Here is a 24,581-nt window from a genome sequence, read left to right on the forward strand (position 1 = left end):
CTCAGCATGAGGAACTGTCGACATGCACCTGCACCAGCTTGATGCCCGACAGGCGCAGGAGTTCAGCGATATGCTCGATCTTGTAGGGCTTGTCGTAATAGATGGTCTGTATGCCGACGTTGATGAGCACCTTCAGGCAGTGGATGCAGGGGCTTGCCGTGATGTAGATGTCGGCGTCGCTGATGGAGACCCCGTGCTTGGCCGCCTGCGCGATGGCGTTGATTTCGGCGTGGATCGTGTTGACGCAGTTCTCCTCGACCGTGCCGTCCGGATGGGTGCTGCGGTATATTTTGCAGTTGGTCTCGTTGCAGTGCGGCAGCCCCTTCGGCGCGCCGTTGTACCCTGTCGAAAGGATGTTGTTGTCGCGCACGATGACCGCGCCGATGTGGCCCCGCGTGCAGGTCGCCCTGCGTGAGATCAGATGGGCCACACTCATGAAATACTCATGCCAGCCGAGCCGTTTTTCCGGCTCCTGCCGGCCTTCGCCCCGATCTCCGCCGCAGCAGCATCCGCCGCTTTGCTCTTCGCCCATAACCCGTTTATTTTCAAGCGTTCGTGAAAGAAACCCGCACATTTTTCCTAAAATAGAGAAAAAGATCCTCGACACGCAACATTCCTCCCACGATGCACCGCAATTACTTTACCCTCCTGCATGCGACGCAAGAACTCGACCGGAAGCTCCGGGGCGCCGAACTCGTGGGGATCCATTCGCAGGCACGGGGGGAGATGACCTGCAGCTTCACCACCGGGGAAGGAGAAGAGCTCGAGCTCGTCATCTTCACCCGGACACCGCAGATCTCGATGTTCACCAGAAAGGGGCACCACCGGAGGAAACGCAACTCGGCGACCCTCTGGAGCGAAACGGCGGGTCTCGGAATCGAAGCGGTCAGCATGCATCCCGCCGACCGCCAGATCCGCATCGATATGGAGGGGGGAGCATGGATCGCCCTGCAGATATTCGCCGCCAAAACCGCCGCCACCCTCCTCTCGGCTGAAGGGAAGATCCTGAAAACCTTCGGCAGGGAGAGCTCGCCGCCGGAGGCGGGAGCGGCCGAAGAGAGCATCCCGGAGCGCCTCCGTCGCATGAGTGAGTCACAGGAGCTCTTCATGCACCATCTCGAAGACAACGCCCGGCTCGGCCGCGACCCCCTGTCCGGACTGCCGGGATTCGACCGCGGGCTCCAGCGGGAACTCGGGCGGCGCACCGGAGAGGAGAGGGACGAAAAGAACCGCTTCGGGCACTTCAGCGCCATCGCCCGCGAACTCCTCAACCCCTCGCCATCGGTATGGACTGATGCCGGGGGCGTACCGAAATTCAGCATCCTCTCCGGCACTCCGGAGGCGGCCGTCCCGCAGGAGAGCGTGCTCGAGGGACTGAGTGCCTACAGCATGGCAACCTTCTCCCGGATCGGCACGGAAGGGCGCATGAAGGCGGTACGAAGCGCCCTGGAGGGGCGGCTCCGCAAAATCCAAAGTGAGCTCGGCTCGATGGATCCGGCGGAAATGGAGCAGATGGCCAGGCGCCAGGAATCCTTCGGGCACCTGCTCATCGCCTCGCTCTTCATGGAACGCACCGATCCCGGCTCCATCACCGTCATGGACATCTTCCGTGCCGACACCCCCGACGTAGAGATCCCCCTGCAGGCGGAGCTCAGCCTGCAGGAGAACGCCGCCCGCTACTTCCGCAAAGCGGCCAAGTCGAAAAACAGCCTGGTGGCCATGGAGAAACGGCGCAGCGAACTGCTGCGGGAGGAATCGGAAGTACAGGAGAGCCTGCGGCGCTCGATGGAAGCCGACTCCCCCCGCAAGACGGAAGCCTTCATCAGGGCGCAGCGCGAAAAGGGGGAAAATGCCGGAAACATCGGCGGAGGAAAGCCGGAGAAAGCCAGGAACCCGTTCAAAACCGTCAGGATCTCGCAGACCGCCACCCTCCTCATCGGCCGGAATGCGGCAGAGAACGAGCAGCTGACGTTCGGCTATGCCAAACCCGACGACATCTGGCTCCACGCCCGCGGAGCGTCCGGCTCGCACTGCATCCTGAAGGGATCGGGCCCCGACCATACCGACGAGATACTCAGGGCCGCCTCAATCGCCGCATGGCACTCCGCGGCCAAACACTCCGGCCTGGTCCCCGTCATCCAGGCGCTCCGCCGCCATATCCGCCGCTCCAGGAATCTTCCCGCCGGCCAGGTCGTTGTTGAACGCGAGAAAGTGCTGTTCGTAACGCCATCGAAAGACGGAAAAGAGTAACCCCCAACCACATCATCCGATACAGAATGGAAAACTACAAGCTCGTCCTGCCAGAACACCTCAACCATTACGGGTTCCTCTTCGGCGGCAACCTCCTCAAATGGATCGACGAGGTGAGCTACATCGCCGTCACGCTCGACTACCCCGGCTCCAACTTCGTCACCGTGGCCATGGACCGGGTGGAGTTCCGCAAAAGCATCCGCAAGGGCACCATCCTCTGCTTCGAGACTGAAAAAAAGCGGGCCGGGCGCACCTCGGTGGAATACCGGGTGCAGGTCTTTACGGAGAAGATAGAGAACGGGGACAGGGTGATGGCCTTCAGCACCAACATCACGTTCGTCTCCGTCGATGCTGACGGGCACAAGACGCCGCTTCCGGAATCGGCCTCCTGAGAGGCCCGGAAGCTAACGGTTGGAACGGAAGACGGCGGAGGTGAGACTGACGGTCAGGTAGATGCCGATGAGGCCGATAAGGGCGTCGGCCATCCAGATCGCGGCCCAGGGCTCCATGATGCCTCGCTCGGCGATCTTCTCCCCGGTGATCATGATGACCCAGTAGAGGACGAAGAAAACAAGGGAGAAGACCGCGCCGATGCCGAACCCGCCCTTCCGGGCAATCACGCCGAGCGGGGCTCCGACGAGCACGAACACCAGGCAGGCGAATGCAAGCGAGTACTTCTTGTGGTACTCGGCCATGTACCGGTTGTAGAGCATCTGGTTCATGTCGATGGTCCTCAGCTCGCTCTGCACGACCCCGAGCTGGCGATCGATGAAGCCGGCGACGGCCACGGCGGCCCTTGCATTGCCGGATCCGCGCACGTCGGGATAGTTCACGGCATTGCCGGGCGCAATGACCGAGATGGCCTGCTCCAGCATGTCGATCGGCATGCTGATCTTCCGCTCGGCCACGGCAACCTGCTGCCGGTAGTCGCGAGCCACCGCCAGAAGCTCCGAAGCGGAAAGCTCATGGCCGCCCGAACGGGCCCGCCCCTCCGTGCTCCTCGTAAAACCGAATCCGGTGGACTCGAACACGAACCGGTGCCTCTCGAAGCTCATTTTGCGGTAGAGGTTGCCGCCCGGCACCTTCACCTCGTTGATCTGGCCGTCGAAAAGCGTCATGACGAGGTAGCGCCCGTCGGAACTGAATCCGATCCTGCCGTTTTTGGCGGTGATGGTGCTGCGGAAATCCGGCCGGGTGGTGTCGTAGATGATCACGTCGCCGATGCTGCCGCTCCGCTCATCGGCGCTCCGCACCATAATGGAATACCCGTCGACAAGCGGGGAAAAAGCATTCTCCGTTATGCCGAAGGTCGGCTTGGCCTTCGCGATGTCCGTCATGAGCGAGCGGGCATGGTAATTGGCCTGGGGAAGAAACACGTTGTTGAAACGCTCGACGACGAGGGAGAGCACGAAACCGGCGATCAGCACCGGAACCATCAGCCGATAGAGGGAAATTCCCGAAGCCCTGAAGACCGTCATTTCCGACGTCATCGTCATGGACCCGAAGGTCATGACGACGGCGATGAGCACGGCCATCGGAGCCGCCAAACCGACCATCCATGCGGACTGCAGCAGGATCAGCTCGAGAAGGGAGCCGATGTCGATCCCCTTGCCGATGAAGCGATCCGCGAAGTTGGCGAAGAACTGGAGGATGAGAACGAAAATGATGGTCAGGAACGCAAAGAAAAACGGGCCGACGAGGGACTTGAGGATGTAGCGGTCGATGAGTTTCATATGCTGTTCGGGTTTGGGAGAATATAACACAAAAAACAGAGCGCAGGAGACGGAACGGGGCACCGGAAAAAATCGGCTCCGTGAGATGATGTGCAGAAACCCCCGTCGTTTGCTATCATAGGAAAACGGAGCACGACCCTATGCGGCTCCGCCCGGCATACATCGAAATGCGGACACACTCCATACCACCCGACCATGTACGATCCCGACTGCCCCTTCTGCCACATTGCGCGCGGACAGGTCGTCCTCGAGAACCCTCACGCAACGGCCGTTTACGACCTCTTTCCGGTCACTCCCCTGCACATGCTGATCATCCCGAAACGGCACGAGGCCGACTACTTCGAACTGAGCGGCGAGGAACACGCATCCTGCACGGAACTGCTGCGCCTGGCCAGGCGCCATATCCTCCATAGGGACCGCACCGTCATCGGGTTCAATATGGGAGTCAATGCAGGCGAAGCGGCGGGACAGACCATCTTCCACTGCCACATCCACCTCATCCCGAGGAGGCAGGGCGACAGTGAAAACCCGAAAGGGGGCGTTCGGGGCGTCATCCCCTCACGGCAACACTACTGAGAAAGCTCCGCTCAATCGGTTCGGTTTGTTATCTTCAGGGACAGTGAGACCGTTAACGGAACGGATACGGAGCAATCCCCACCCTCAAGCAGCACCTGATGAAACACGCGGACAACGAAACGGCAGCCGCAACCGACTCGAAACAGAACGGAAGCGCTCCCGGCGAACGGAACTTCAGCCTCGGCGAACTGCAGGAGCTGTATGCCAACATTCCCGGCTCGTTTTCGATCATGACCGCCGACGGCCGGATGATCGCCTGGAACGCATTCATGCGTGAAGACATTGTCGGCGGGTCGGATGAAGCGATGCGTGAGGTCGACGGGTTTTCGACCATTCATCCCGACGACCGACCGCTGATGGAAGAGTATTTCAGCGATATCCTCCGCAACGGGAAGGAGATCGTCGGAGAAGCCAGGATACTCCTGCGGGGAGGGCCGCACTTCGTGTGGAGGGCGCTGCACGGCAAACGGCTCATCGTCGACGGAGAAGCGTGCGTCATGGCCATCGGAATCAACATCGACAAGCAGAAGCGCCTGGCCGCCCTGCAGGCGTTCCGGCTGCGCCTGCAGGAGCTCAAGGACCATACGGGCATCGAAGCGCTGCTGCGCATCGCGCTGGACGAAGCCGAACAGCTGACAGGCAGCCAGAGCGGATTCTGCAGCTTCACTCCCGAGGAGCACAGGCTGGAGCACATCATGATATGGTCGACCGGCTCCGCGAGACTCTTCGGCTCCGATGAAACCGAGGACGCCCACCTGGTCCTGAAGGAATCCCCCCTCTTCAATCCCGTAATCAAGGACCAGAAGCCGCTCGTGATCAATGATTTCCGAGCCATGGCGACGGAGTCCGGCCTGCCTGAAGGCCATGGTTTCATCAGGCGCCTGGTACTGGTCCCGCTCATGGGAGAGACCGGCGTCACGGCCCTCTTCGGGATCGCCAACAAGCGCTGCGACTATACCGACGAGGATCTGCAGCTGGTTCGGCTCCTTGCCGAAACGGCATGGGACATCATCGGCCGGAAGCGGGCCGAAGAGTCGGAAAAGAACCTGCAGAAATACTTCCGGCAGTTCCAGGAAGAGGGGCTTGTCGCCAGGGTTGCCACCCGAGCTGTCGACGAATTCAACGCCATGCTCTCAGTGACAGAGGAAAACACCCGGCATCTGCTCGATTCACTGCCGGAGAACAATCCCGACCGGAACATGCTCGAGACCATCCTCTACGCCACTGCCCGAAACATGGAACTGGCCTCCCAGCTGGTCTCCTTTGCCGAGAAGCAGCCGGGAAATCCGGATATGCTCAACGTCAACGCCGTCATCGACGGCATGTTCGACATGCTCCAGAACCTCGCCCCGGACTCCGTCAGGATCGAATGGACATTAAGCGATGACGAGCTATGGGCCCGGATGGATCCCGGCCAGCTGGAACTGATCCTGATGAACATCTTCATGAACGCCTGCGAAGCCATCGACGGCTCCGGAAGCATCACCATCAGCAGCGGGTGCTACCACGTCGAATCCACCGGGATCCGGGCATCCGGCACGATACAGACACCCGGCGACTATGTCAGGATTTCCATCACCGACACGGGATGCGGCATCGCCCCGGAGCTCCGCCCGCACATCTTCGACCCGTTCTTCACGACAAAAGGCACGAGCTCGCAGAAGGGCCTCGGCCTCTCGACGGTCTACGGGCTGGTTCGCCAGAGCAACGGCTGCGTTGAAGTGGATACGGAGGAGGGAACGGGCACGACCATCAGCATATCGCTGCCGCGCTCAAACGGCTTCGACATCCCGCTGCAGTTCTGAGGGAGGATATGAAGCGACACCGACAAAGCGGTGCCGCATGCATTGTGCCGGACTGGAGAAAACAGGCTAGAATCTGAACCGCATGCCGAGAAGGATCCGGCTGCTTTCCATGGTCATTCGACTTGAATCCAAAAGGATGGCCGCCTCGTCAGTAGCGAAGTAGCGGTAGCCAAGATCGACAGCCAAATCATCAGAAACGTCAACATACACTCCGGCACCAAGCTGATAGGCAAACACCGTGTCATCACTTGATGCGTGAATATCCTGATAGTCATAGGTACTTGAAACGGTTGCCGCGCCAACGCCGCCCATCAGATACGGTGAGACCCCGCCGTCAAGATGAAAATCCTTGTAGCAGTTCAGCATATAGGACAGCGTTGAAACGTTGATGTCGCTGATCGTATAATCATTGATCGTGACGCCGAAAGCCTTATCCATATCGCTGGACTGATAGCCGACGGCAAACTCTGCACGGTAATTGTCGGATCTTGTGCCGAGGGCACCCTCAAGAGCAAGACCAGAGTTGAATTCGATAGCATCATCATAGGAGATGCCATACAGTTTGATGTCCTGGTTGTGCATCAATCCCAATCCGGCAGAAACACTGATGTAGGAATCAGTCTCAGCCGAAGCAATTGAAGGGGCGGCACAGATGCCGGCAACCAGCAAGGCCATCACGATTTTTTTCATGGAAACACACGTTTTGTTTGTCAGGGAAAATGCCCGGGATCAAATCAGCACATAGCGTGCCAAAAACAAACAAAACACGGGTCAGCCTTGCATGCCCTGCATTGCCGGCTCGATACCATCGTTCAAACAGGCGGCAAAAGAGGAGACACAACGAACGCCATGAGGCAGAATGACACAAAACGACCTATTGCGGCAGCATTGTAACGCATTTCAAAAAAACCATTATCGCGAAGAGGAGCAATGCGGGAAATGGGCGCAGCGGAAACCAGCGGAGCGGCTGTCCAGAACCACTCACAAACCAACAACCAGAGGAAAAGCGCCCCAGGGAAAGGAAGAAAAAAAGCCCTGTAACTCATTGAATTACAGGGCTTTCTTGTGGTGCACTCGCCAGGACTCGAACCTGGAACCCAGTGATTAAGAGTCACTTGCTCTACCAATTGAGCCACGAGTGCATGAAACTTACTTTACCGGCGCCTCCGGAATCATCGGGGCGGTGCCGGAAGGCTGCTGCGGCACTGCCGGAGCCTCCTGCTGAAGAACGCTTTTCCTCTCTGCCGTTCCGCTCCGCTGCGGGAGGGTGAACTCTGCGATGAAGCAGAAGAGCATCACCACGGCTGCAAGGACGGCGGTCACCTTTCCGAGAAAATCACCGGTACGGCGGACACCGAGAGTCTGTACGGTTCCGAGGCTTGCGATGCCACCGGTCAGTCCGCTGCCGCTCTTCGGGTTCTGCAGCATGATGACCCCGATGAGGAGCACCGATGCGAGCAGGGCAAGAACCACGATGAAGACATGCATGTGCCGCCAGCTTTAATTAATTCGCAAATATCGGTATCTTTTCAACTGAACAGGCCCTTAATTTAGAAAGTTTTGAAAACTATGCAAGTGGTGTTTGCAGATGCAGGAAAATTTCTTCTGATTGCAGGCATGGCGGCCGTTATCTGCGGACTTTTTCTCCTCTTTCTTTCACGGACGGGGCACACGGATCTCCTGGCCTGGATCGGGCACCTGCCGCTGGACATGAAACTGGAACGGGAGAACTTCTCCCTCTATTTTCCGCTCGGCACCTCGATCCTGCTCTCGATACTCCTCTCCCTCGTCGCCTATCTCATCAACAGATTCATCCACTGACACCCCATGCCCGAATCAGCAAAGACCTCCCCGAGAAAAGCCAGCCTCACGCGCAGGACCGGCGAAACCGACATTTCGGCAACGATCTGTCTTGACGGCAGCGGCAAGAGTTCCGTCACGACGGGAGTCGGGTTCCTCGACCACATGCTCGTCTCGTTCAGCCGCCACTCCCGCATAGACATCGAACTCAGCTGCCGCGGAGACCTGGAGGTGGACGACCACCATTCGGTCGAAGACGTCGCCATCGTACTCGGCAGCGCCATTCTCGACGCACTCGGAACGCGCGAAGGCATCCGGAGGTTCGGTTCGGCCCTGGTGCCGATGGACGAGTCGCTCGCCCGCGCCGCCGTCGACCTCGGAGGCCGCAGCTTCGCCGTCGTGAAGGCCGACTTCCAGCGGCCGGTGGTCCAGGGCATGTCGACCGAGATGGTCGAGCACTTCTTCACCTCGATCGCATCCGGGCTGAAAGCCAACGTGCACCTGGCCGTGCTCGACGGCTTCAACACGCATCACATGATCGAAGCGATGTTCAAGGCCTTCGCCCTGGCGATGAAGGACGCCGTCAGGATCGAGGGAGGAGGCATCCCCTCAACGAAAGGCGTGCTGTAGGAACCGGCATGGCCGCAAAGATAAAAGGAAAAAGGCTGCATCCCCGAAAGGTGCAGCCTTTTTTGTTGCGGTATCCGGCGCGTTGCCGGCCCCCTTACTTCGCGTAGGCGACGGAGCGGCGCTCCCGGACGATCGACACCTTGATCTGGCCGGGGTACTGCGCCTCGGACTCGATCTTGTGCGCGATGTCGTGGGCCAGCACGTCGGCCTGGCTGTCGCTGACGTTGTCACCCTCGACGATGACGCGGATCTCGCGGCCGGCCTGCAGGGCGTAGGTCTTCAGTACGCCCGGGAACCCCTTTGCGATCTCCTCGAGGCTCTCGAGGCGCTTCACGTTGCCGTCTGCGGTGACTGCACCGCGGGCTCCGGGGCGAGAGAGAGAGATGACGTTTGCGGCGTCGACCAGATCAGCGATCGGCGACTCCTTCTCGGCTTCGCCATGATGGGCGGCGATGGCGTTGAGCACCACGGCCGACTCCTTGAACTTCTGCATGAAATCCCTGCCGGCAAGGGCGTGCGGCTGGTCGGTATCGGGCAGGACGAGACCGATGTCGTGCAGGAGGCCGGCACGTTTGGCCTTGCGCGGATCGAGCTTGAGTTCGGTCGCCATGATTCCGGCAAGCATGGCCACCTCGCGACTGTGCTGCAGGAGGTTCTGGCCGTAGACGGTATGGAACTGCATGGTTCCGATAAGCCTGACGACCTCGGCGGGCATGTCGGGAATCTGGAGCGAGGAAAGAGCCTCTTCGCCAGCGCTCATGATGACTTCCGCCATCTCCTTGCCCGCGTCCTGGTAGGCCTTCTCTATAGCTACGGGATGGATCACGCCATCGGCGAGGAGTTTCTTCAGGGTGAGCTTGGCGTGCTCGCGGCGCATCGGATCGAAGCAGGAGAGGATGACGACCTCCGGGGTGTCGTCGACGATGATGTCGACGCCGGTGGCGTTCTCGAAGGCCTTGATGTTGCGTCCCTCGCGCCCGATGATGCGGCCCTTGAGCTCGTCGCTCTGGATGTGCACGACGCTCAGCGCGTTCTCGGTGGCCTGCTCGAATGAGATCCGCTGGATGGCGGTCAGGAGGGTCTTCTCGGCCAGGCGCCCGGCGTTCTCCTCGGCCTCCTCGTGGATCTTGTGGATGGTCTCGGTCGCTTCCTGGCGGGCCTTCGAGATCATATTGTCGATGAGCATCTGGCGGGCCTCGTCGGCCTGCAGGCCGCTCAGGCTCTCAAGGCGCTGGTTCTGTTCGGTGATGATGCGCTCGAGCTCTGCGGAGCGAGCCGAGGCCGTCTCCATCGTCTGGTCGAGCTCCTTCTGGCGGTCCTGGAGCTTGCGCTCGGTGTCGCGAACGTCCTGCAGCTGCTTCTTGAGCTGTCCTTCGCGCTGCTGCACCTGCTTCTGCATCTGGTTGAACTTGTTGTTCTTGATCACCACCTCCTGATCGAACTCCCGGCGCTTCTTCTTCCACTCCTGGTTGACTTCGGTGACCTTCAGCTCCTTGTACTCGTTGGCCTCCTTCTGGGCCTCCTGGACGATCTGCACGGCACGCTCCTCGGCTTCAAGAACCTTCGTCGTACCGACACGCTCGAGGAAGAAACGCCCGATGAAAAAACCTGCCGCGAAAAACACAACCGATGCGAAAATGATCAGAAACAGGTTTATGACAATTCCCATTAAAAGTACCTCCTTTTTGTGCCGCAGTCAGCGACAGGGCACCATTTTAAACAAAAAAATCCGCACCATGGCGAGATGTGTAAGTTCAAGAACCCGTTAAACACGGTGGGCGCCTCCTTCCCGTCTCTTGCTTCCAACGGTGCAGCGCGTGCACTGCACACGGGTTCCGGACGGATCCGGACACCGGCAAGGCCTGCAATCAAAAAGAAGAGTCTGGCTCCCTATTCTTTGATGTTAGTTCTTTTACTTACAGACACCTCGATCTTCTGGTGCGGATATTTTCCTACTCTCAATGTAACTGTTTACTCGAGATTGTCCCCGACAAAAGCGTTGAGGCCCTCGATTTTCCGCTGGAGTTCCGCCAGCGCATCCTCCAGCTGCAGCTTCTCCTCGGCAAGCGCAACGGCGGAGAGAACAGCGAGCCTCAGCGGTTCGAACGAGGGGGCCTGCTGGGCAAAACGGCGCATCCGCTGGTCGACCTCGCCCGCAGCCTTCTCGACGGCGTCGCGGGTGTCGGCACGAAGAGGGTACGTATCTCCGTAAACATTTACATCAAACTTTTCCATATCGCGTCCTACACGGCCTGTCCGCCCCTGAGTTCCATTTCGATCTTCTGGAGTATCAAGACCAGCTTCTGCTTCACCTGCAGCTTTTCGGCGTAGGCAAGCTCTCCGACCGGACCCGCTCCCCCGCCTTTCGGCGCCGGCGTCGAGCCGCCCCCCGGAAGCTTCATCGATCGGAGGACCTCCTGGAGGCTTGCAAGTTCGGATTTCAGCGCCGCGTTCTCTTTCCGGCATGCGTCCAGCCGGTTGACGAGGGCGGTGATGCCTCCCTCGAGGGCGCCGATGCCGGCCAGTATGTCCTCTCCTTTCCGTTCAGGCATGGAACAAGGGTATCTCAGACCTGTCTAATTACCGCACCAAGCTTACTTTCAGCATTGACTCCGACTGTGCGAAGGATCTCACTGATCCTGGCCTCCTGCAGGGTACCCTTGTGGTCGGCGATCGAGATCGAAAGCCCGACGCTCCTCTCGGCGTCCCGTTCGAACAGGTCGAAGACGGAGACGTCCCGGATGAGGGGGTCGCTGGAACGGACGAGTCCGACAAGCGACTGTACGGGAACCGTGCCTGGCAGGCTGAATGAAAGATCCCTCTGGACGGCGGGGAATTTCGAAGGCGGGTCGTAGACGACATCGGGGCTGTAGCCCTTTTCGAGCACCGGAACATCGAGTTCGACGATAAAGACGTCCTGCTCGATGTCGAACCCTGCAAGCACACCCGAATCGAGCCGGGTGACACGGCCTGCGGGGAGTAACCGTTTTTTCTTCCCTTCCGTCAGTTCCAAATCAATACTGACAGTCTTGTCATTATAAATATTAACTGCTGATTTATCAAGCAAATTCAGCTTCCCGAGCAGCATCTCGACGGCACCGACGGCGTCGTAGAAATCGACCCTGTCGGAAGGCTGGTTCCAGCTGCGCGGGTAGCGGCTGCCGGTGAGCGCCATCGCCAGCCACTCCTTTTCATGGTAGGCGCCGAGCGGACCTCTCCCGTCAGCATCCGCACCGCTGGCGGCGGTGAAGCCATGGGCCACCTCGAAGAGGCGCATGTCGCGGTTGCCGTGGCGGATGTTGTGGGCGATGACCTTCAGCATGCCCGGAACAAGGCCGGGGCGCAGCACCTCCAGCCCTTCGCTGATGGGGTTGAGGACGGCGATGAGATCCTCGTTGAAAACCGCCGCCTCCTCGCGCTTCATGAGCGGGTTGGTGAGCACCTCGCGGAAATCGAGCCCGACCATGACCGAACGCAGGAAGTCGGGAAAGTACCCGGGACGTTTCCGCGAAGAGGGGTAGGTGGCCGCCATTCTCGGGGAGGCCTCGATGTTGTCGTAGCCGTGGAGGCGGGCAACCTCTTCGATGAGGTCGATCTCCTGCTGGACGTCGACACGGTAGGTCGGCACCCCGACCTGCATCACGCCCCCCTCGTCCGAGAGAACCCTGAAACCGATCCTGGAGAGCATCCCGGCCATCGCCTGAGGGGCGATGGCGGTGCCGAGCAGTTCGTTGGCGCGAGAAGGCCGGAAGGGCATGACGGAGGGGGCCGGCTCCAGCTCGCCCTGCATGTGGGCAACCTCCACCGTTCCGCCGGCGATCTCGAGGATCAGGGCGACGGCTGCCCGGGCTGCCGCCGTGACGCCGGCAGGATCGATGCCCCGCTCGAAGCGGTAGGAGGAGTCGGAAGAGATCCCTGAAAGCCGGGCTGAACGGCGGACGGGAGAGGGGGAGAAATACGCCGCTTCGAGCAGGATGTCGACGGTTCCCTCGGTGACGGCCGAATCCAGCCCGCCCATCACACCGGCCAGGGCCACCGGTTTTTTCCCGTCGCAGATGACCGGCATGCCCGCCTGCACGGAGCAGCTTTCGCCATTCAGCGCGGTGAAGGTGCCCTCGATGTCGCTGCGCACGATGACGCGCCCGCCCTCGAGCTTGTGGAGATCGAAGGCGTGCAGCGGCTGGCCGAGCGCATGCAGGACGTAGTTGGTGATGTCGACGATGTTGTTCTTCGGACGTAGCCCGATGGACTCGAGCCTTTCTGCGAGCCATCGGGGCGAAGGAGCCACGGTGACGCCGCGGATGAGGGTGCCGAGATAGAGCGGGCAGGCCCCGGCGTCCAGGATCTCGACGAGGGAGCCGCTCCGGGAGAACTCGACCGCCGCACCCTCCGGACGCCGGATGCTCTCCGGGGAGTCGGCGAGCTCACGGGCGATGCCGAGATGCGAAAGCACGTCGGGACGGTTCGGGGTGACGGCGATATCGAGCACCGTATCGGAATGGAGATAGCGCGCGAAAGGCTCCCCGACCCGGCACTCGGCGCCAAGCTCCATGACGCCGGAGTGGTCCCCGGAAAGACCGAGCTCGTCGGCGGCGCAGATCATGCCGAAAGACCGCTGGCCGCGGATCTTGGAAGGCTTGATCGTGAAGGAGGTTCCGTCCTCCATCGCAAGGCGTGCTCCGGCGGTCGCCACCGGCACGACCATCCCGGCGGCCACGTTCGGCGCGCCGCAGACGATCTGCAGCGGCTCCTCTCCGCCGACCTCGACCATACAGACCCTCAGTCGGTCCGCATCGGGATGGGCCTCGACCGAAAGCACACGGCCGACCACGACCCGCTCGTCTGGCAGCGGAGTCGAATCCACCTCCTCGACCTCGAGACCGAGAAAGGTGAGACGGTCGACAAGGGCCGGAATGTCTGGAGAGAATGAGGGAAGGAAGTCCCCGAGCCAGCTGACAGATATTTTCATAGGAGTGAAAACCTGCGTTCGTTTACAATAAAAAAAGCCCTGTTCCGGCTAAGGACAGAGCTTTGAAGTGTGACCCCAACGGGATTCGAACCCGTCCCGCCACCTTGAAAGGGTGGTGACCTAACCGCTAGTCGATGGGGCCAAAAAACATGGGTGAATGAGGGGACTCGAACCCCCGACCTCCAGGGCCACAACCTGGCGCTCTAACCAACTGAGCTACAATCACCATAGAAAACGAAAAAACAGACTTCCCTGGTGTGCCCGACTGGACTCGAACCAGTAACCCTCAGCTTAGAAGGCTGATGCTCTATCCATTGAGCTACGGGCACGTCGTCACTCCCGATACCTCTTCAGTCGGGGCACCGAGACTCGAACTCGGGACCTCCTGCTCCCAAAGCAGGCACGCTACCAGCTGCGCCATGCCCCGTATTCTTAACGGAAGGCTCCAAATATAGCCTCGATGCTCAAACTATCAAAGAAAAAACCATATACGCGCAAAAAAAAGTTCTCGACGGCCTACCGGTCGGCACCACCCTCAACCGGACGGAGAAGGCGGCCGGTGAGCCGGCGCAGCTCGAGCTCGCGAAGCCGCAGATCGTAACGCGACGAGGCGCTGCTTTTTTCGGCGTTGATCAGGTTCAGCTGCGCCTCCCTGAAGGTTGTCGCGTCGGCCTGCCCGAGCACGTAGAGCTCGCGGGTCCTGTCGAAATTGAGCCGGGCCGCCTCGATGTTCTTCTCTTCGAAGCCGAGCACGCGGCGGCTGTTCTCCCAGGCGCGGCGCGCATCGGCCAGCTGGCGCTCGAGTTCGGAGGCAGCCCGTTCTTCGGCAATGCGGCTGTTCAGCCATTCGATGCGCGCGTTCTCGCTCTTTATGGCGCTCTGCCGCCCGTTGAATATCGGCCAGCTCAGGCTGACCGACCCCGATGCGCCGGGAGAGGAGCCCTCAAGCGTGGGCTCATGGCCCTCGGCGTAGCGGCTGAGGCCCCAGGCGGCTTCGAGTCCGATTTCGGGATAGTGGTCGGAGCGGCTCTGGAGCAGGGCGAACCGGCTGTCGCGCACTTCCCGCCTCTTGACGAGCCAGGCGGCGTTCGACTCGTGGGCCCATGCCCTGAGCGTGTCGAGCGGCGCCGCGGGACGGGCTTCGGCGGTGTCGGCAAGGGCGAATCGCTCCCCGAGCGGCAGGGAAAGCAGCACGTTGAGGGCCCGCAAGGACTGTTCGCTCTTGAGGCGGGCGTTAAGGAGGGTGACGCGGTCGTTGTTGCGGTCGACCTCGGCGGCGAGCACCTCCCGGGTGTTGGCCTGGCCGTATTCGGCCCTCAGCCTGGCGCGCCGGAGCCGTTCCTCCGATATCTCAACGCCCTTTCCGGCCGTCCGGAGCTGCTCCTGCGAGTCGGCGGCATCGAAATAGGCCCGGGCAACCTCCATGAGGGCGTCCTCGATCTTCTGGCGCGCCCGCAGCGTACCGAGCGCTCCTGCATTCTTCAGTCGCCGGAAGGTGAAGTAGGTGCCGAACCCGTCGAAGAGGGTATAGGAGGCCTGCAGCTGCGCGGATGCTACCGTCGACTCTACCAGGGTCAGCTGTCCTCCCCTGCCGGGATCCTGCCAGGAGAGCGCCGAGACGGCAGAGACCTTCGGCAGGAGCCCCGCGTTGCCGATATGGACCCCGTTCCGGGCGATCCGCTCCTCTCCCCTGGCGATACGCACGTCGGTGTTGTGCTCGAGGGCGATCACCATGGCTTCGGAAAGGCTCAGGCGGGGAAGGGCCAGCACGGTATCGGCCGTCACCGGAGCCGGAAGCGGCGGTTCTGCCGCCGCGACGAAGCCGGGAAAAGCCGCTGCCAGGGCAAGGGAGATGAGGACTCCTTTCAGGCCGGCCCGGACAGGTGCGGGCGTGGTTGGTCGGATGGCGGTGGTCATGGCTGCTGCTCCCTGGTGAATATTTCCTCACGCCAGGCCGGCTCGACCTCCTCCGGCGTAAAGGTCCGTTTGCGGAAGAAACCGTAGAGATGGCGGCGTGAGGCGTTGAAGAGCATCAGGAGCGAGGGGACGACGATAAGGGTCAGGGTGGTCCCGAACAGCAGGCCGTAGGCGACGGAGATGGCCATCGGCGAGAGGAACTGCGCCTGGCGGCTCTGCTCGAAAATGAGCGGACCGAGGCCGGCGATGGTGGTGATGGAGGTCAGGATGATCGGTCGGAACCGGCTCAGGCCGACCTGGTAGACCGCCTCTTCCACGCTCGCCCCCTCCTTGATCCTGCGGTTGAAGGTGCTGATGAAGACCAGTGAATCGTTGACGACGATGCCGAGCAGGGCGATGAAGCCGAAGAGGGAGAGGATGCTGAGGATGTAGCCCTGGATGAAATGCCCCCAGGCCACTCCGACGAGGGTGAACGGCAGGAGCAGCATCACCAGAAGCGCCTGGCTGAAGGAACGGAAGGTGACGACGATGATCAGGTACATGATGAAGAGCAGCGCCGGAAAGGCGATGCGCATCGAGCCGGTGGTCTTGCCGCTCTCCCTGCTCTGTCCCTCGTAATTGAAGCTGACGTCGGGATAGGCCTCGAGCACCTGCGGCATCACCGTCGCCTCGATCAGGTCGAGCAGCTGGGGCACGGAGGTTTTGGGGCTGGCGATGTCCGCCTCGATCTTGATGACCCGCTGCGCATCGATATGGTTGACGGTCGCCACGCCGCGCTCGACCTGCAGGTCGGCGATCTGGCGCAGCGGAATGGTCCGCCCGTCGTCAAGGCGGATGAACATGGACTCCACGGCCCCGATGCTCGAACGCTCCCCTTCGGCGTAGCGCACCCACACCTTCACCTCGTCGATGCCGCGCAGCAGCCGCTGCGCCTCGCGCCCGAAGAAGGCCGAACGGACCTGCTGCATCACCTGCCCGGTGGTAAGCCCCAGGGCGAAGGCTTTCTCGTTCAGCCGCACCGTCACCTCCTCGAGACCGGGCGGGCTGTCGTCGGCGACATCCTTGAGCTGCTCCATCGCCTTCAGCTCGCGCTCGAGCATGGCGCGCGCAAGGTCGAGCTGGCGGAGGTTGTCGCTCTTCAGGGCGATGGAGACGGGCATGCCCCAGAACCCGCCGCCGCCGATGATCAGCCTGGTCGCGCCGGGGATCGTGCCGATCGCCCGGCGGAACCGGTTGCCGGCCTCGAGGCTGCTGATGGAGCGCAGGCGGTTGTCGACGAGGGCGACGCGCAGGCCGCCCTGATGGGCCTGGGGGCCGAGGGAGCGGGAAACCGCCGTCAAAAGGCCGTCCTGGCTGCCGCTCTCTTCGCGGTAGGCCCGGTCGACCGCCCATACTTTCGCCTCCATCTCCCCAAGGAGCCGTTCGGTCGTCGACTGGGGCGTACCTGCCGGCATTTCGAAGGTGATGTCGACGCTGCTGTGCTCGATGATCGGGAAGAAGGTCGCCTTGATGAGCCCGCCCTTCATGGCACCGAACGTGACGACAAGGAGCGCCACCGGCACCACGGCCGTCACGAGCGGGTTGCGGATGGCGAAGCGGAGCACCGGGGCGTAGAGCACGTCGCGCTGCAGATGGAGGAATGCCTCCGACTTCCGCAGGATCCAGCTCTTCTCCTCAGGCTTTGCGTGCAGGGCTTTCGAGTGGGCGATGTGGGCGGGCAGGATAAAAATGCCCTCGACGAGCGAAATCAATAGCGTCGTCATGGCCACGAAGGCGATATCCTTGACGCGCTGGCCGAGGTCGCCGTCGAGAAAGAGGAAGAGGAGGAAGAGCACGACGGTCGTGAGTACGGCCGCAGCGACGGAGGGAATGACCTCGAGGGTGCCGTTGATGGCAGCCTGCAGCGGCTTCTCACCTTTCTCGTAGCGCTGGTAGATGCTCTCGGCGATGACGATGCCGTCATCGACCAGGATGCCGACCACCAGGATCATCCCGAGGAGCGAGACCACGTTGATGGAAAGGCCGTAAAGGTTGCCGATCATGAACATGCCGGCAAACGAGAACGGAATGCTGGCGGCGACCCAGAGCGCCAGGCGGGGATTGAGAGAGAACGCGAGGAAGAGCACCACGAGCACCATGCCGACCAGCCCGTTCCATGTCAGGATGTCGGCCCGCTCCTTGACGATGGCCGATCCGTCCCAGAGCACGTCGATATCGACGTCGGGATGGCGCATGTCGAAATCCCTGGCGACCGCTTCGGCATCCTGCCTGATGCGGAACATGTCCTCGTCGGCGCTCCTGGAAACCTCGACGATGATCGACGGGGTGCCGTTGAACCACCTGCGGTTGGGATCCTCGGCCCACCGGTCCCTCACGTCGGCCAGTTCGCCGAGCCTTACGACCGCCCCGCTGCCGTCGGAACGGACCACGAGGTTCTCTAGCTCCGCGGCGTAGTACCCTTTGCTGTCGGCACGGATGAGCAGGTCCTCCCGCTCGCCCCGGATGGTGCCGCCGGTGATCTTGACGTTGGCTCTGCCAACCGCCGAAGCGATCTCCTCGAAGGTGATGCCGTAGGAACGCATGGCGTTCTCACGCAGGCCGATCTCGATCTCCTCCTCGGGAAAGCCGCTCAGCTCGATCTTGGTGGCGGCCCCCCGGTTGCGCAGCTCACGCTCGAGGGCACGGGCGTATCCTTTCAGGGTCTGCAGGTCGACGTCGCCGTGCAGGGAGTATGAGATGACGAAATCGACCCGTTCCTGCTTGTAGACCCGCAGGTCCTCCAGCTCTGCAGGAAATGAGCTGATCTGGTTGACCGCGTTGGTCACCTCCTGGAGGAGCTCGTTGGGATCGGCTCCTTTCATCAGCTCCACGGTGATGGTGGTGCTGTTCTCGCGCGAAGCCGAGGTGACCCGGTCGATGCCGCTCACCCCCTTCAGCTCGTCCTCGATCTTGAGCGTGACGGCCTCCTCGATCTCCTCGGGCGAAGCGCCCGGATAGGTGGCGCTGACGTAGATGAACGCGGGAGGGATGTCGGGAAAAAAGGTCGTCCGGATCTGGCTGAAGGAGACAAGGCCGAACAGGGTGACGGCGATGAAGATGACGTTGCCGAGAACCGGATAGCGGACGAAATATCTGATAAGACCTTTCACAGCAGCTGCTTGAGGGTTAAACGATGAGAAAGGAGGCGCCCTAGGGTCGGCCGAGGTCGCCCGCGGCCATACCCTCGTGCGTTCCGGGAGTGGGATCGAGCAGGACCTTCAGGCCGTCGGCAAGGCCCCGGACCACCGCCTCGTCTCCGGAAACGGCGAGAACCCTGACAGGCAAGAGCGCCACAAGAGAATCGCGAACGACGAAGAGGCTGTCGCCCTGACGGAGCAGCTTGCGGGGGACCAGCTGCACCCCGTCGAAGGTAACCTCGCGCCTCCCTTCGAGGAACATGCCGTCACGAAGGCGCGGATCGTCGAGAGCGACGAAAACCGAAACCGACTGGGTCCGGGGGGAGATGGCCCGGTTGATCCTTTGGATGCGCCCCCTGAAACTCCCCTCGATGTCGGCGGAGGTGAAGTCTACCTCCATGCCGGGCCGAAGGAGCATCGCATCGCTGAGGGCGACGGGGGCTTCAAGCTCGAAGCGGCCCGAAGCCGTGAACTCGCCCAGCTTCTGGCCGACCCGGACCAGGGTGCCGGGATTGATCGACGACTGGGTCACCACGCCGTCGAAAGGCGCGCGGATCCGGTAGCGCGCAAGCGTCTCCTCCATGCTCCGGGCCGTATAGAAGGAGTCGTAGACGCCCCGCGCCGCAAGATAGTTGCGCTCACGGTCGGTCGCAGGCTCCGGGAGGGGCGAAAGGGGGACGGGCACCCGGAAGGCCGCGACATAGGCCTTCCATTTGGGAGCCTCGTCGGGGAAATCGATGATCAGGTCGGGAAGCACGAGGGTAAGCTGGCTGAGCAGGCGGCTTTTCTCGGCAAGCACGCTGTTGCGGTAGACGCCGTCGTCGACGAGCAGCAGGCTCTCCCCTTTCGAAAAACGCGAACCCTCCCTGAACGGTCGAGCCGCATCGCCGAACACGCCGGAAACCTCGGCATAGAGTTCGATCTTGCGGACGGCCTCGATCGGCCCGCTGAGCTCCAGAGGCAGAGCGACCGCAGCGTTGCTGACATCGAGGAGACGCAGCGGAAGCGGCGTCTTCCCGGGCCGCGGCTTGACCTCATGGGAACCCTGGCGCCCCAGGAGGGCTGAAAGGGCGAAACCGAGAAGCACGATAGCTCCTGCTGAAAGAATGGAGCGGTACTGTTTGGGGAGCGGCATGAAAGTAATAATGGTTCCAGGATGGAGCGCGGCGCCTAGGAACGCAGCCGCTGCAGTTCGACCCCGATATTGAAATACGTTGAAACGATGGCCCTGAGATCGTCGTGCACCAGCATATCGATGGCTTCAAGCGGCGGAACGACCACCCGCTGGCGCTGGCCCATCTCGTCCCACTCCTCGAGCATCGATTCGACGAAGAAAGGGAAGATCTGCACCGAATAGCTCCGCCCCTGCTTGCGGTACCGGTAGCTGCCGGCAGCCGCCCCGTCGATCGAGCCGACCAGTCCGGCCTCCTCCAGCGCCTCCCTGGCTGCCGACTCCACGGGGGAAAGCCCCTTGCCGACATACCCCTTCGGAAAAATCCAGCGGCGCGTCTTGCGCGACGTGACGAGCACGACCCGATCCTCGAAGATCGGAATCACTCCGGACTGTTCGATTGTCTTGCGTGCTTTTACCGCCATGGGGAGCCTGATCGGCCGGTTCGTCTTACCAATGCGATCCCAACTGTAATTGTTCCACAAAATAGCCATTTCACCAATCAGGGTCAACGACAGAAGGGGAAATGCGGAACGAAACGGCGCCCGGAAGGTCGACCATATGGTCGAAACCGTCGACCATCCCGTCATATCCAAAGCCGTTCCATCCATCTCCGGCAGAGAGCAACACCCCGCATCGCATACCATAAAAGAGACTTAACGGAATCAATGGGAAATTGGCATGCTTCTTGAACGCTTACCGGGGAAACAGAAAAAACATCGACGACGGTATCAGAAAAAAAAGAAGAAAAGGAGACCGGCCATGAAAAAGAAACTCGGACTGCTCGCCATCGGAACCCTCATCATGTCGCTCCCGCTCCAGGGGCCGCTCTATGCACGCGGAGGAGGAGGAATGGGTGGCGGGTTCGGATCAGGCTCGATGAACCGGTTCGGAAGCGGACTGGGCAGCCAGAGCGGAAGCGGCTCCATGAACCGCTACGGTTCGAGCAGCGAGAGCAAGGGACGCGGCAGGGCCGACGCCGACGGCGACGGCATCTACAACGGTCAGGATGCCGACTATGTAAGGCCGCAGGACGGCACCGGACGAGGAGCCACCGAATTCCGGGGCTCGGGCACCGGCGAGAGGAAACTGGACGGCAGCGGCCCCAACGGCATGAACACGACCACGACCGAAACGCCCACGACCACGACAACGACCACCGAAACCCCCATCGCGCTGCCGCTCGAATGAGCTCCGGCGCAGCGGGCAGTGCGGCAGCAGGAAACGGGTGCCGCACTGCCCGAAATCCCCGGACGATTGTATATTGCACCGGAATGAGCTGACCGACCACCCCTCCCCCCGACCATGCGAAGGATCTTTTCAGCACAAGCACTCCGGGCCGTCAACCCCCGCCAGCTGGCCATGCTCTTCGTGCTCCTCCTCGGGGCCTTTTCGGCAACGGCCGTCTTCGAGTACCAATCGCGCAGAAGCGAGCTGGAGCACCTGATGCACGAAGAGTCCTCGATCCTCGTCCAGGCGCTCAAAAGCAGCGCCGAAACATCCCTCGAGAGCTACCAGGAACTCAACGCCATGGTCGAGGAGGGCGCCCTCGAAGGGAATATCGACGCCGTCAGGCTTCTCAGGCTCCGCCGGGAACTCGGGCCCGGACGGCTCATCCAGCGCATCGGCGCCGATGACGCCGGCATAGAGTACATCATCTGGCAGGACAGCACCGCCATCATCTCGGCAACCACCAACGTCACCGACACCGAATCCATCCAGTCCGACCCCGTGCTTTCGGCGGCAACAGCGCAGCCCGGGCCCACGACCCGCCTCACCACCTTCGGCGGCCGCAAGGTCTTCGAAGTCATCAGCCCCTTCAGCTTCCAGGGCACCTCGCTCGGAGTCATCCGCATAGGCCTCGACGCCAGCCACCTGGCCACGGCCTCCGGCAGGCTGCGCACGCGCCTCCTGATGCTGCTCGCCCTGGCCCTGCTCGGAGGTCTGGCGATTTTCAGCCTCATGGCCTCGCAGATCAACGAACGGCGCCTGGCCTCAGCCTGCCGCAAGGAACAGCTCTTTTCGGAAGCGATCCTCAGCGGCATGGCCGACGCGGTCGTAGCCACCGACGCCGAAGGACGGATCAGGCTGCTCAACACCGCCGCAGCCAAACTGCTCGGCCTCTCGGCCGGCGAAGCCCTCGGCAAGCCCCTGGAGGCATTCCTGCCGGAAATTGCCGGCGAACTCGAGCGACAGGCAGAGGGCAACGACGCACCGCGCGCCGCTGAATCGAGCTGCACCATCAACGACCGGACGCTTATCATCTCCGGCAGCTACAGCCGGCTCGAAGGCGACGGGGGAGAAAAGGGGGGAGCCGTAGCCGTCCTTCGCGACATCACCAGGGAGCGCTCCATGCAGGAAGCCGTGGAACGAAAGGAGAAGCTGACGGCCATGGGCGAACTCGCTTCGGGCGTGGCCCATGAGATCCGCAATCCCCTCAACGCCATCGGCCTCATCGGCCAGCGCCTCGACATGGAGTTCGAGCCCGCCGAATCCGGCGCGGAATACCACGCCCTGGCCGGCTCCGTCGTCAGGGAGGTCCGCCGGGTCGACGCGATCATCCAGCGGTTCCTCCGCTTCGCCCGCCCGCCCGGACTGAAGGCCGAGCAAACCCGGATCGAAGAGTGGCTTGGCGACTGCAGGCCACTGCTCGAAGCCGAAGCCGCCGCCAGGAACAGCGTGCTCGAACTCGAAACGCCCCCGCCCTGCACCGCATCCATCGACCGCGACCAGCTCCTGCAGGCCCTGCTCAACCTCGTGCGCAACGCCTCGGAAGCCTCCCTGCCGGGAGGTGCGGTACGAATCACCTGCAGGGAGGAGGAGCGGGTGCTGGAGATCGAAGTGGCCGATGAAGGCAAGGGTATCGCGGCCGCGGAACTCTCCCGCGTCTTCAACTTATATTACACCACGAAACAAGACGGAACCGGCCTGGGGCTCAGCATCACCAACCAGATCGTCCAGTCGCACGGAGGCGCAATGCGCGCCGCCAGCACCCCGGGCCGGGGAAGCACCTTCACCATCGTACTGCCCACAGCATGACCGACACTGCACCCCGGGAAACGCCGTCCGCCGAACTCTTCAAACCGGCCATCCTCGTCGTCGAGGACGAACCGCTGCAGCTCGAAGCCCTCGGCGGGTTCCTCCTCAAACAGGGCTACCGGGTCCTGAAAGCCCCCTCCCCCACCGAAGCCCTCGGGCTCGCCAGGGAAAAGGTCCTGGACATCGTCCTCAGCGATTTCCGCATGCCCGGCATGAGCGGCATCGAACTGCTTCAGGGGCTCAAGGAAATCAACCCCTCCATCGACGTCGTCATCATGACCGCCTTCGGGACCATCGAATCGGCCACCGAAGCCATGAAACTCGGGGCGGCCGATTACATCACCAAGCCTGTCGACCTCTACCGGCTGCAGACCCTGGTGCGCAACCTCCTGGAACGCCGGCGGCTCGTGAGCGAAAACCGACGGCTCCGCCGCCAGCTCACCGAACGGTCCGACATCGCCGGCATCGTCTCCGACTCGCCGGAAATGGCCGAAGTGCTCAACCTCGCCGGCAGGGTTGCAGACAGCGGAGCCTCGGTCCTCATCACGGGCGAAACCGGCACCGGCAAAGAACTCGTCGCCAGGGCCATCCACTACTCCGGCATCCGCCAGGACCAGCCGTTCCTTGCGGTCAACTGTGCGGCGCTTCCCGAAAACCTGCTTGAAAGCGAACTCTTCGGCCACGAAAAAGGCGCCTTCACCGGAGCCCAGAAACAGCGCAAGGGGCGCTTCGAGCTTGCCGGAAACGGCACCCTGTTCATCGACGAAGTGGGAGAAATCCCGCAGCAGCTGCAGGTCAAGCTGCTGCGGGTGCTGCAGGAGCGGAGCTTCGAGCGCGTCGGCAGCAGCTCGCCGATCCGCACCAGCGCCCGCATCGTTGCCGCGACCAACCGCGACCTGGAAGCCATGGTGCGGGAAGGCTCCTTCCGCCAGGATCTCTATTACAGGCTCAACGTCGTCCCCATCGCCATCCCTCCGCTGCGCAACCGCCGCAGGGACATTCCCGGGCTGGCTGAAGCCTTCATGCGCCGGTTCGCCGCCGAAAACAACAAGCGCGTCGACGGCATCTCCCGCGAAGCGATGGATGCCCTCATGAAGTACCCTTACCCCGGCAACGTACGGGAACTCGAGAACATCATCCAGCGCGCCGTGGTCCTTTGCAGGGAACAGACCCTCAGCACCCGGGACCTGCCTGCCGACCTGTCAGGACCCGCCGGAGGGTCCCGCGGCCCGGCACCGGAGGGTGAGGAGGGCTTCACCGGCAGGGTCGAAGCCTTCGAAAGGCAGCTGATAGGCGAGGCCATGCAGGAGAGCGGAGGAGTACAGACGAAGGCCGCCGACCTGCTCGGCATGAGCGAACGGCACCTCCGCTACAAACTCAGAAAATACGGGTTCAAATAAGGGCACCGTTCGACCATCCGGTCCCCCCGTTCGACCATCTGGTCGCCCCCATGGGTCTCGGAAAAGGAACCGCACCGGGAAGCACAGCCGCTAAACCATTACAGAAATGCCTGTT

General features: G+C 61.9%; 22 protein-coding genes and 5 tRNA genes. 9 read left to right on the top strand and 18 right to left on the bottom strand.

Annotated elements, in window-relative coordinates; translation table 11 throughout:
* Window position 1 precedes the first annotated feature (1 nt).
* Window positions 2–532 (bottom strand): dCMP deaminase family protein, encoded by a 531-nt coding sequence (locus E0L29_RS08450; protein WP_131357680.1) that lies wholly within the window; start codon window positions 530–532, stop codon window positions 2–4.
* 92 nt (window positions 533–624) lie between these two features.
* Between E0L29_RS08450 and E0L29_RS08455 the strand changes: the two genes are divergently transcribed.
* Both E0L29_RS08455 and E0L29_RS08460 read left to right on the top strand, forming a co-directional pair.
* A complete protein-coding gene (locus E0L29_RS08455) occupies window positions 625–2,250 on the top strand; it encodes an NFACT RNA binding domain-containing protein (protein WP_131357683.1) in 1,626 nt (541 codons plus the stop codon).
* A 26-nt stretch (window positions 2,251–2,276) separates the two neighbouring features.
* Window positions 2,277–2,642, top strand: a complete 366-nt coding sequence (locus tag E0L29_RS08460; RefSeq protein WP_131357686.1) for a hotdog domain-containing protein — start codon at window positions 2,277–2,279, stop codon at window positions 2,640–2,642.
* Between the two features lie 12 nt (window positions 2,643–2,654).
* On the opposite strand, the gene E0L29_RS08465 is transcribed toward E0L29_RS08460, so the two are convergent.
* Entirely contained in the window at window positions 2,655–3,983 is a 1,329-nt protein-coding gene (locus tag E0L29_RS08465; RefSeq protein ID WP_131357689.1) for an LptF/LptG family permease, read from the bottom strand.
* A gap of 195 nt (window positions 3,984–4,178) precedes the next feature.
* Here E0L29_RS08465 and E0L29_RS08470 point away from each other — a divergent pair, with 195 nt between their 5' ends.
* Complete coding sequence (locus E0L29_RS08470) at window positions 4,179–4,559, top strand: HIT family protein (RefSeq protein ID WP_131357692.1); 381 nt, start codon at window positions 4,179–4,181, stop codon at window positions 4,557–4,559.
* Between the two features lie 98 nt (window positions 4,560–4,657).
* Window positions 4,658–6,364, top strand: coding sequence for an ATP-binding protein (locus tag E0L29_RS08475; RefSeq protein ID WP_131357695.1), 1,707 nt, complete (start codon window positions 4,658–4,660; stop codon window positions 6,362–6,364).
* 66 nt (window positions 6,365–6,430) lie between these two features.
* Here E0L29_RS08475 and E0L29_RS08480 read toward each other — a convergent pair whose 3' ends face one another.
* The 4 genes from E0L29_RS08480 to secG all read right to left on the bottom strand — a co-directional run bounded on the left by E0L29_RS08480 (window position 6,431) and on the right by secG (window position 7,852).
* Entirely contained in the window at window positions 6,431–7,054 is a 624-nt protein-coding gene (locus E0L29_RS08480; protein ID WP_131357698.1) for an outer membrane beta-barrel protein, read from the bottom strand.
* A 122-nt stretch (window positions 7,055–7,176) separates the two neighbouring features.
* Window positions 7,177–7,410: a hypothetical protein gene (locus E0L29_RS08485; RefSeq protein WP_131357701.1), complete on the bottom strand. Its 234-nt coding sequence runs from the start codon at window positions 7,408–7,410 to the stop codon at window positions 7,177–7,179.
* A 20-nt stretch (window positions 7,411–7,430) separates the two neighbouring features.
* Window positions 7,431–7,506 (bottom strand) — tRNA-Lys (locus tag E0L29_RS08490).
* A 7-nt stretch (window positions 7,507–7,513) separates the two neighbouring features.
* The gene (gene secG / locus E0L29_RS08495; protein ID WP_131357704.1) at window positions 7,514–7,852 is read right to left on the bottom strand and encodes a preprotein translocase subunit SecG; all 339 of its coding nucleotides are present in this window, start codon (window positions 7,850–7,852) and stop codon (window positions 7,514–7,516) included.
* Between the two features lie 81 nt (window positions 7,853–7,933).
* Between secG and E0L29_RS08500 the strand changes: the two genes are divergently transcribed.
* Together E0L29_RS08500 and hisB are read left to right on the top strand one after the other, a co-directional pair.
* Window positions 7,934–8,185, top strand: coding sequence for a DUF2905 domain-containing protein (locus E0L29_RS08500; protein WP_131357707.1), 252 nt, complete (start codon window positions 7,934–7,936; stop codon window positions 8,183–8,185).
* A 6-nt stretch (window positions 8,186–8,191) separates the two neighbouring features.
* Window positions 8,192–8,794 carry an imidazoleglycerol-phosphate dehydratase HisB gene (gene hisB / locus E0L29_RS08505; RefSeq protein WP_131357710.1) on the top strand — a complete coding sequence of 201 codons (603 nt, stop codon included), beginning with the start codon at window positions 8,192–8,194 and terminating at the stop codon, window positions 8,792–8,794.
* A 94-nt stretch (window positions 8,795–8,888) separates the two neighbouring features.
* Here hisB and rny read toward each other — a convergent pair whose 3' ends face one another.
* From rny to E0L29_RS08565, 12 genes are all read right to left on the bottom strand, one after another.
* A complete protein-coding gene (gene rny, locus E0L29_RS08510; RefSeq protein WP_131357713.1) occupies window positions 8,889–10,463 on the bottom strand; it encodes a ribonuclease Y in 1,575 nt (524 codons plus the stop codon).
* A 302-nt stretch (window positions 10,464–10,765) separates the two neighbouring features.
* Window positions 10,766–11,029, bottom strand: coding sequence for a cell division protein ZapA (locus E0L29_RS08515; protein ID WP_131357716.1), 264 nt, complete (start codon window positions 11,027–11,029; stop codon window positions 10,766–10,768).
* Window positions 11,030–11,037: 8 nt separating this feature from the next.
* Window positions 11,038–11,346, bottom strand: a complete 309-nt coding sequence (locus E0L29_RS08520; protein ID WP_131357718.1) for a hypothetical protein — start codon at window positions 11,344–11,346, stop codon at window positions 11,038–11,040.
* A 14-nt stretch (window positions 11,347–11,360) separates the two neighbouring features.
* The gene (pheT, locus tag E0L29_RS08525) at window positions 11,361–13,763 is read right to left on the bottom strand and encodes a phenylalanine--tRNA ligase subunit beta (RefSeq protein WP_131357722.1); all 2,403 of its coding nucleotides are present in this window, start codon (window positions 13,761–13,763) and stop codon (window positions 11,361–11,363) included.
* Window positions 13,764–13,833: 70 nt separating this feature from the next.
* Window positions 13,834–13,905 (bottom strand) — tRNA-Glu (locus tag E0L29_RS08530).
* Between the two features lie 9 nt (window positions 13,906–13,914).
* Window positions 13,915–13,990: transfer RNA gene (locus E0L29_RS08535), tRNA-His, on the bottom strand.
* Window positions 13,991–14,016: 26 nt separating this feature from the next.
* A tRNA-Arg gene (locus E0L29_RS08540) sits at window positions 14,017–14,092 on the bottom strand.
* A 25-nt stretch (window positions 14,093–14,117) separates the two neighbouring features.
* Window positions 14,118–14,190 (bottom strand) — tRNA-Pro (locus E0L29_RS08545).
* Window positions 14,191–14,279: 89 nt separating this feature from the next.
* Complete coding sequence (locus tag E0L29_RS08550; protein ID WP_131357724.1) at window positions 14,280–15,680, bottom strand: TolC family protein; 1,401 nt, start codon at window positions 15,678–15,680, stop codon at window positions 14,280–14,282.
* Window positions 15,677–18,829, bottom strand: a complete 3,153-nt coding sequence (locus E0L29_RS08555) for an efflux RND transporter permease subunit (protein WP_131357727.1) — start codon at window positions 18,827–18,829, stop codon at window positions 15,677–15,679. Before E0L29_RS08555 ends, E0L29_RS08550 begins: the two co-directional genes overlap by 4 nt.
* A 40-nt stretch (window positions 18,830–18,869) precedes the next feature.
* Complete coding sequence (locus E0L29_RS08560; RefSeq protein WP_131357730.1) at window positions 18,870–19,991, bottom strand: HlyD family efflux transporter periplasmic adaptor subunit; 1,122 nt, start codon at window positions 19,989–19,991, stop codon at window positions 18,870–18,872.
* 35 nt (window positions 19,992–20,026) lie between these two features.
* Window positions 20,027–20,452: an NUDIX hydrolase gene (locus E0L29_RS08565; protein WP_131357733.1), complete on the bottom strand. Its 426-nt coding sequence runs from the start codon at window positions 20,450–20,452 to the stop codon at window positions 20,027–20,029.
* A 337-nt stretch (window positions 20,453–20,789) separates the two neighbouring features.
* On the opposite strand from E0L29_RS08565, the gene E0L29_RS08570 reads away from it, so the two are divergent.
* The 3 genes from E0L29_RS08570 to E0L29_RS08580 all read left to right on the top strand — a co-directional run bounded on the left by E0L29_RS08570 (window position 20,790) and on the right by E0L29_RS08580 (window position 24,466).
* The gene (locus tag E0L29_RS08570) at window positions 20,790–21,218 is read left to right on the top strand and encodes a hypothetical protein (RefSeq protein WP_207387766.1); all 429 of its coding nucleotides are present in this window, start codon (window positions 20,790–20,792) and stop codon (window positions 21,216–21,218) included.
* A 114-nt stretch (window positions 21,219–21,332) separates the two neighbouring features.
* Window positions 21,333–23,066, top strand: a complete 1,734-nt coding sequence (locus E0L29_RS08575) for an ATP-binding protein (RefSeq protein ID WP_131357735.1) — start codon at window positions 21,333–21,335, stop codon at window positions 23,064–23,066.
* Window positions 23,063–24,466 (top strand): sigma-54 dependent transcriptional regulator, encoded by a 1,404-nt coding sequence (locus E0L29_RS08580; RefSeq protein ID WP_131357738.1) that lies wholly within the window; start codon window positions 23,063–23,065, stop codon window positions 24,464–24,466. Before E0L29_RS08575 ends, E0L29_RS08580 begins: the two co-directional genes overlap by 4 nt.
* Window positions 24,467–24,581 lie beyond the last annotated feature (115 nt).

Origin of the sequence: Chlorobium sp. N1 (assembly GCF_004332115.1) — a bacterium.
Lineage (GTDB): Bacteria > Bacteroidota > Chlorobiia > Chlorobiales > Chlorobiaceae > Chlorobium.

Bases quoted from the DNA above. Each gene is read 5' to 3' on its own strand.
- E0L29_RS08450 (WP_131357680.1), bottom strand. From the start codon at position 532: ATGGGCGAAGAGCAAAGCGGCGGATGCTGCTGCGGCGGAGATCGGGGC.
- E0L29_RS08455 (WP_131357683.1), top strand. From the start codon at position 625: ATGCACCGCAATTACTTTACCCTCCTGCATGCGACGCAAGAACTCGAC.
- E0L29_RS08460 (WP_131357686.1), top strand. From the start codon at position 2,277: ATGGAAAACTACAAGCTCGTCCTGCCAGAACACCTCAACCATTACGGG.
- E0L29_RS08465 (WP_131357689.1), bottom strand. From the start codon at position 3,983: ATGAAACTCATCGACCGCTACATCCTCAAGTCCCTCGTCGGCCCGTTT.
- E0L29_RS08470 (WP_131357692.1), top strand. From the start codon at position 4,179: ATGTACGATCCCGACTGCCCCTTCTGCCACATTGCGCGCGGACAGGTC.
- E0L29_RS08475 (WP_131357695.1), top strand. From the start codon at position 4,658: ATGAAACACGCGGACAACGAAACGGCAGCCGCAACCGACTCGAAACAG.
- E0L29_RS08480 (WP_131357698.1), bottom strand. From the start codon at position 7,054: ATGAAAAAAATCGTGATGGCCTTGCTGGTTGCCGGCATCTGTGCCGCC.
- E0L29_RS08485 (WP_131357701.1), bottom strand. From the start codon at position 7,410: ATGAGTTACAGGGCTTTTTTTCTTCCTTTCCCTGGGGCGCTTTTCCTC.
- secG (WP_131357704.1), bottom strand. From the start codon at position 7,852: ATGCATGTCTTCATCGTGGTTCTTGCCCTGCTCGCATCGGTGCTCCTC.
- E0L29_RS08500 (WP_131357707.1), top strand. From the start codon at position 7,934: ATGCAAGTGGTGTTTGCAGATGCAGGAAAATTTCTTCTGATTGCAGGC.
- hisB (WP_131357710.1), top strand. From the start codon at position 8,192: ATGCCCGAATCAGCAAAGACCTCCCCGAGAAAAGCCAGCCTCACGCGC.
- rny (WP_131357713.1), bottom strand. From the start codon at position 10,463: ATGGGAATTGTCATAAACCTGTTTCTGATCATTTTCGCATCGGTTGTG.
- E0L29_RS08515 (WP_131357716.1), bottom strand. From the start codon at position 11,029: ATGGAAAAGTTTGATGTAAATGTTTACGGAGATACGTACCCTCTTCGT.
- E0L29_RS08520 (WP_131357718.1), bottom strand. From the start codon at position 11,346: ATGCCTGAACGGAAAGGAGAGGACATACTGGCCGGCATCGGCGCCCTC.
- pheT (WP_131357722.1), bottom strand. From the start codon at position 13,763: ATGAAAATATCTGTCAGCTGGCTCGGGGACTTCCTTCCCTCATTCTCT.
- E0L29_RS08550 (WP_131357724.1), bottom strand. From the start codon at position 15,680: ATGACCACCGCCATCCGACCAACCACGCCCGCACCTGTCCGGGCCGGC.
- E0L29_RS08560 (WP_131357730.1), bottom strand. From the start codon at position 19,991: ATGCCGCTCCCCAAACAGTACCGCTCCATTCTTTCAGCAGGAGCTATC.
- E0L29_RS08565 (WP_131357733.1), bottom strand. From the start codon at position 20,452: ATGGCGGTAAAAGCACGCAAGACAATCGAACAGTCCGGAGTGATTCCG.
- E0L29_RS08570 (WP_207387766.1), top strand. From the start codon at position 20,790: ATGAAAAAGAAACTCGGACTGCTCGCCATCGGAACCCTCATCATGTCG.
- E0L29_RS08575 (WP_131357735.1), top strand. From the start codon at position 21,333: ATGCGAAGGATCTTTTCAGCACAAGCACTCCGGGCCGTCAACCCCCGC.
- E0L29_RS08580 (WP_131357738.1), top strand. From the start codon at position 23,063: ATGACCGACACTGCACCCCGGGAAACGCCGTCCGCCGAACTCTTCAAA.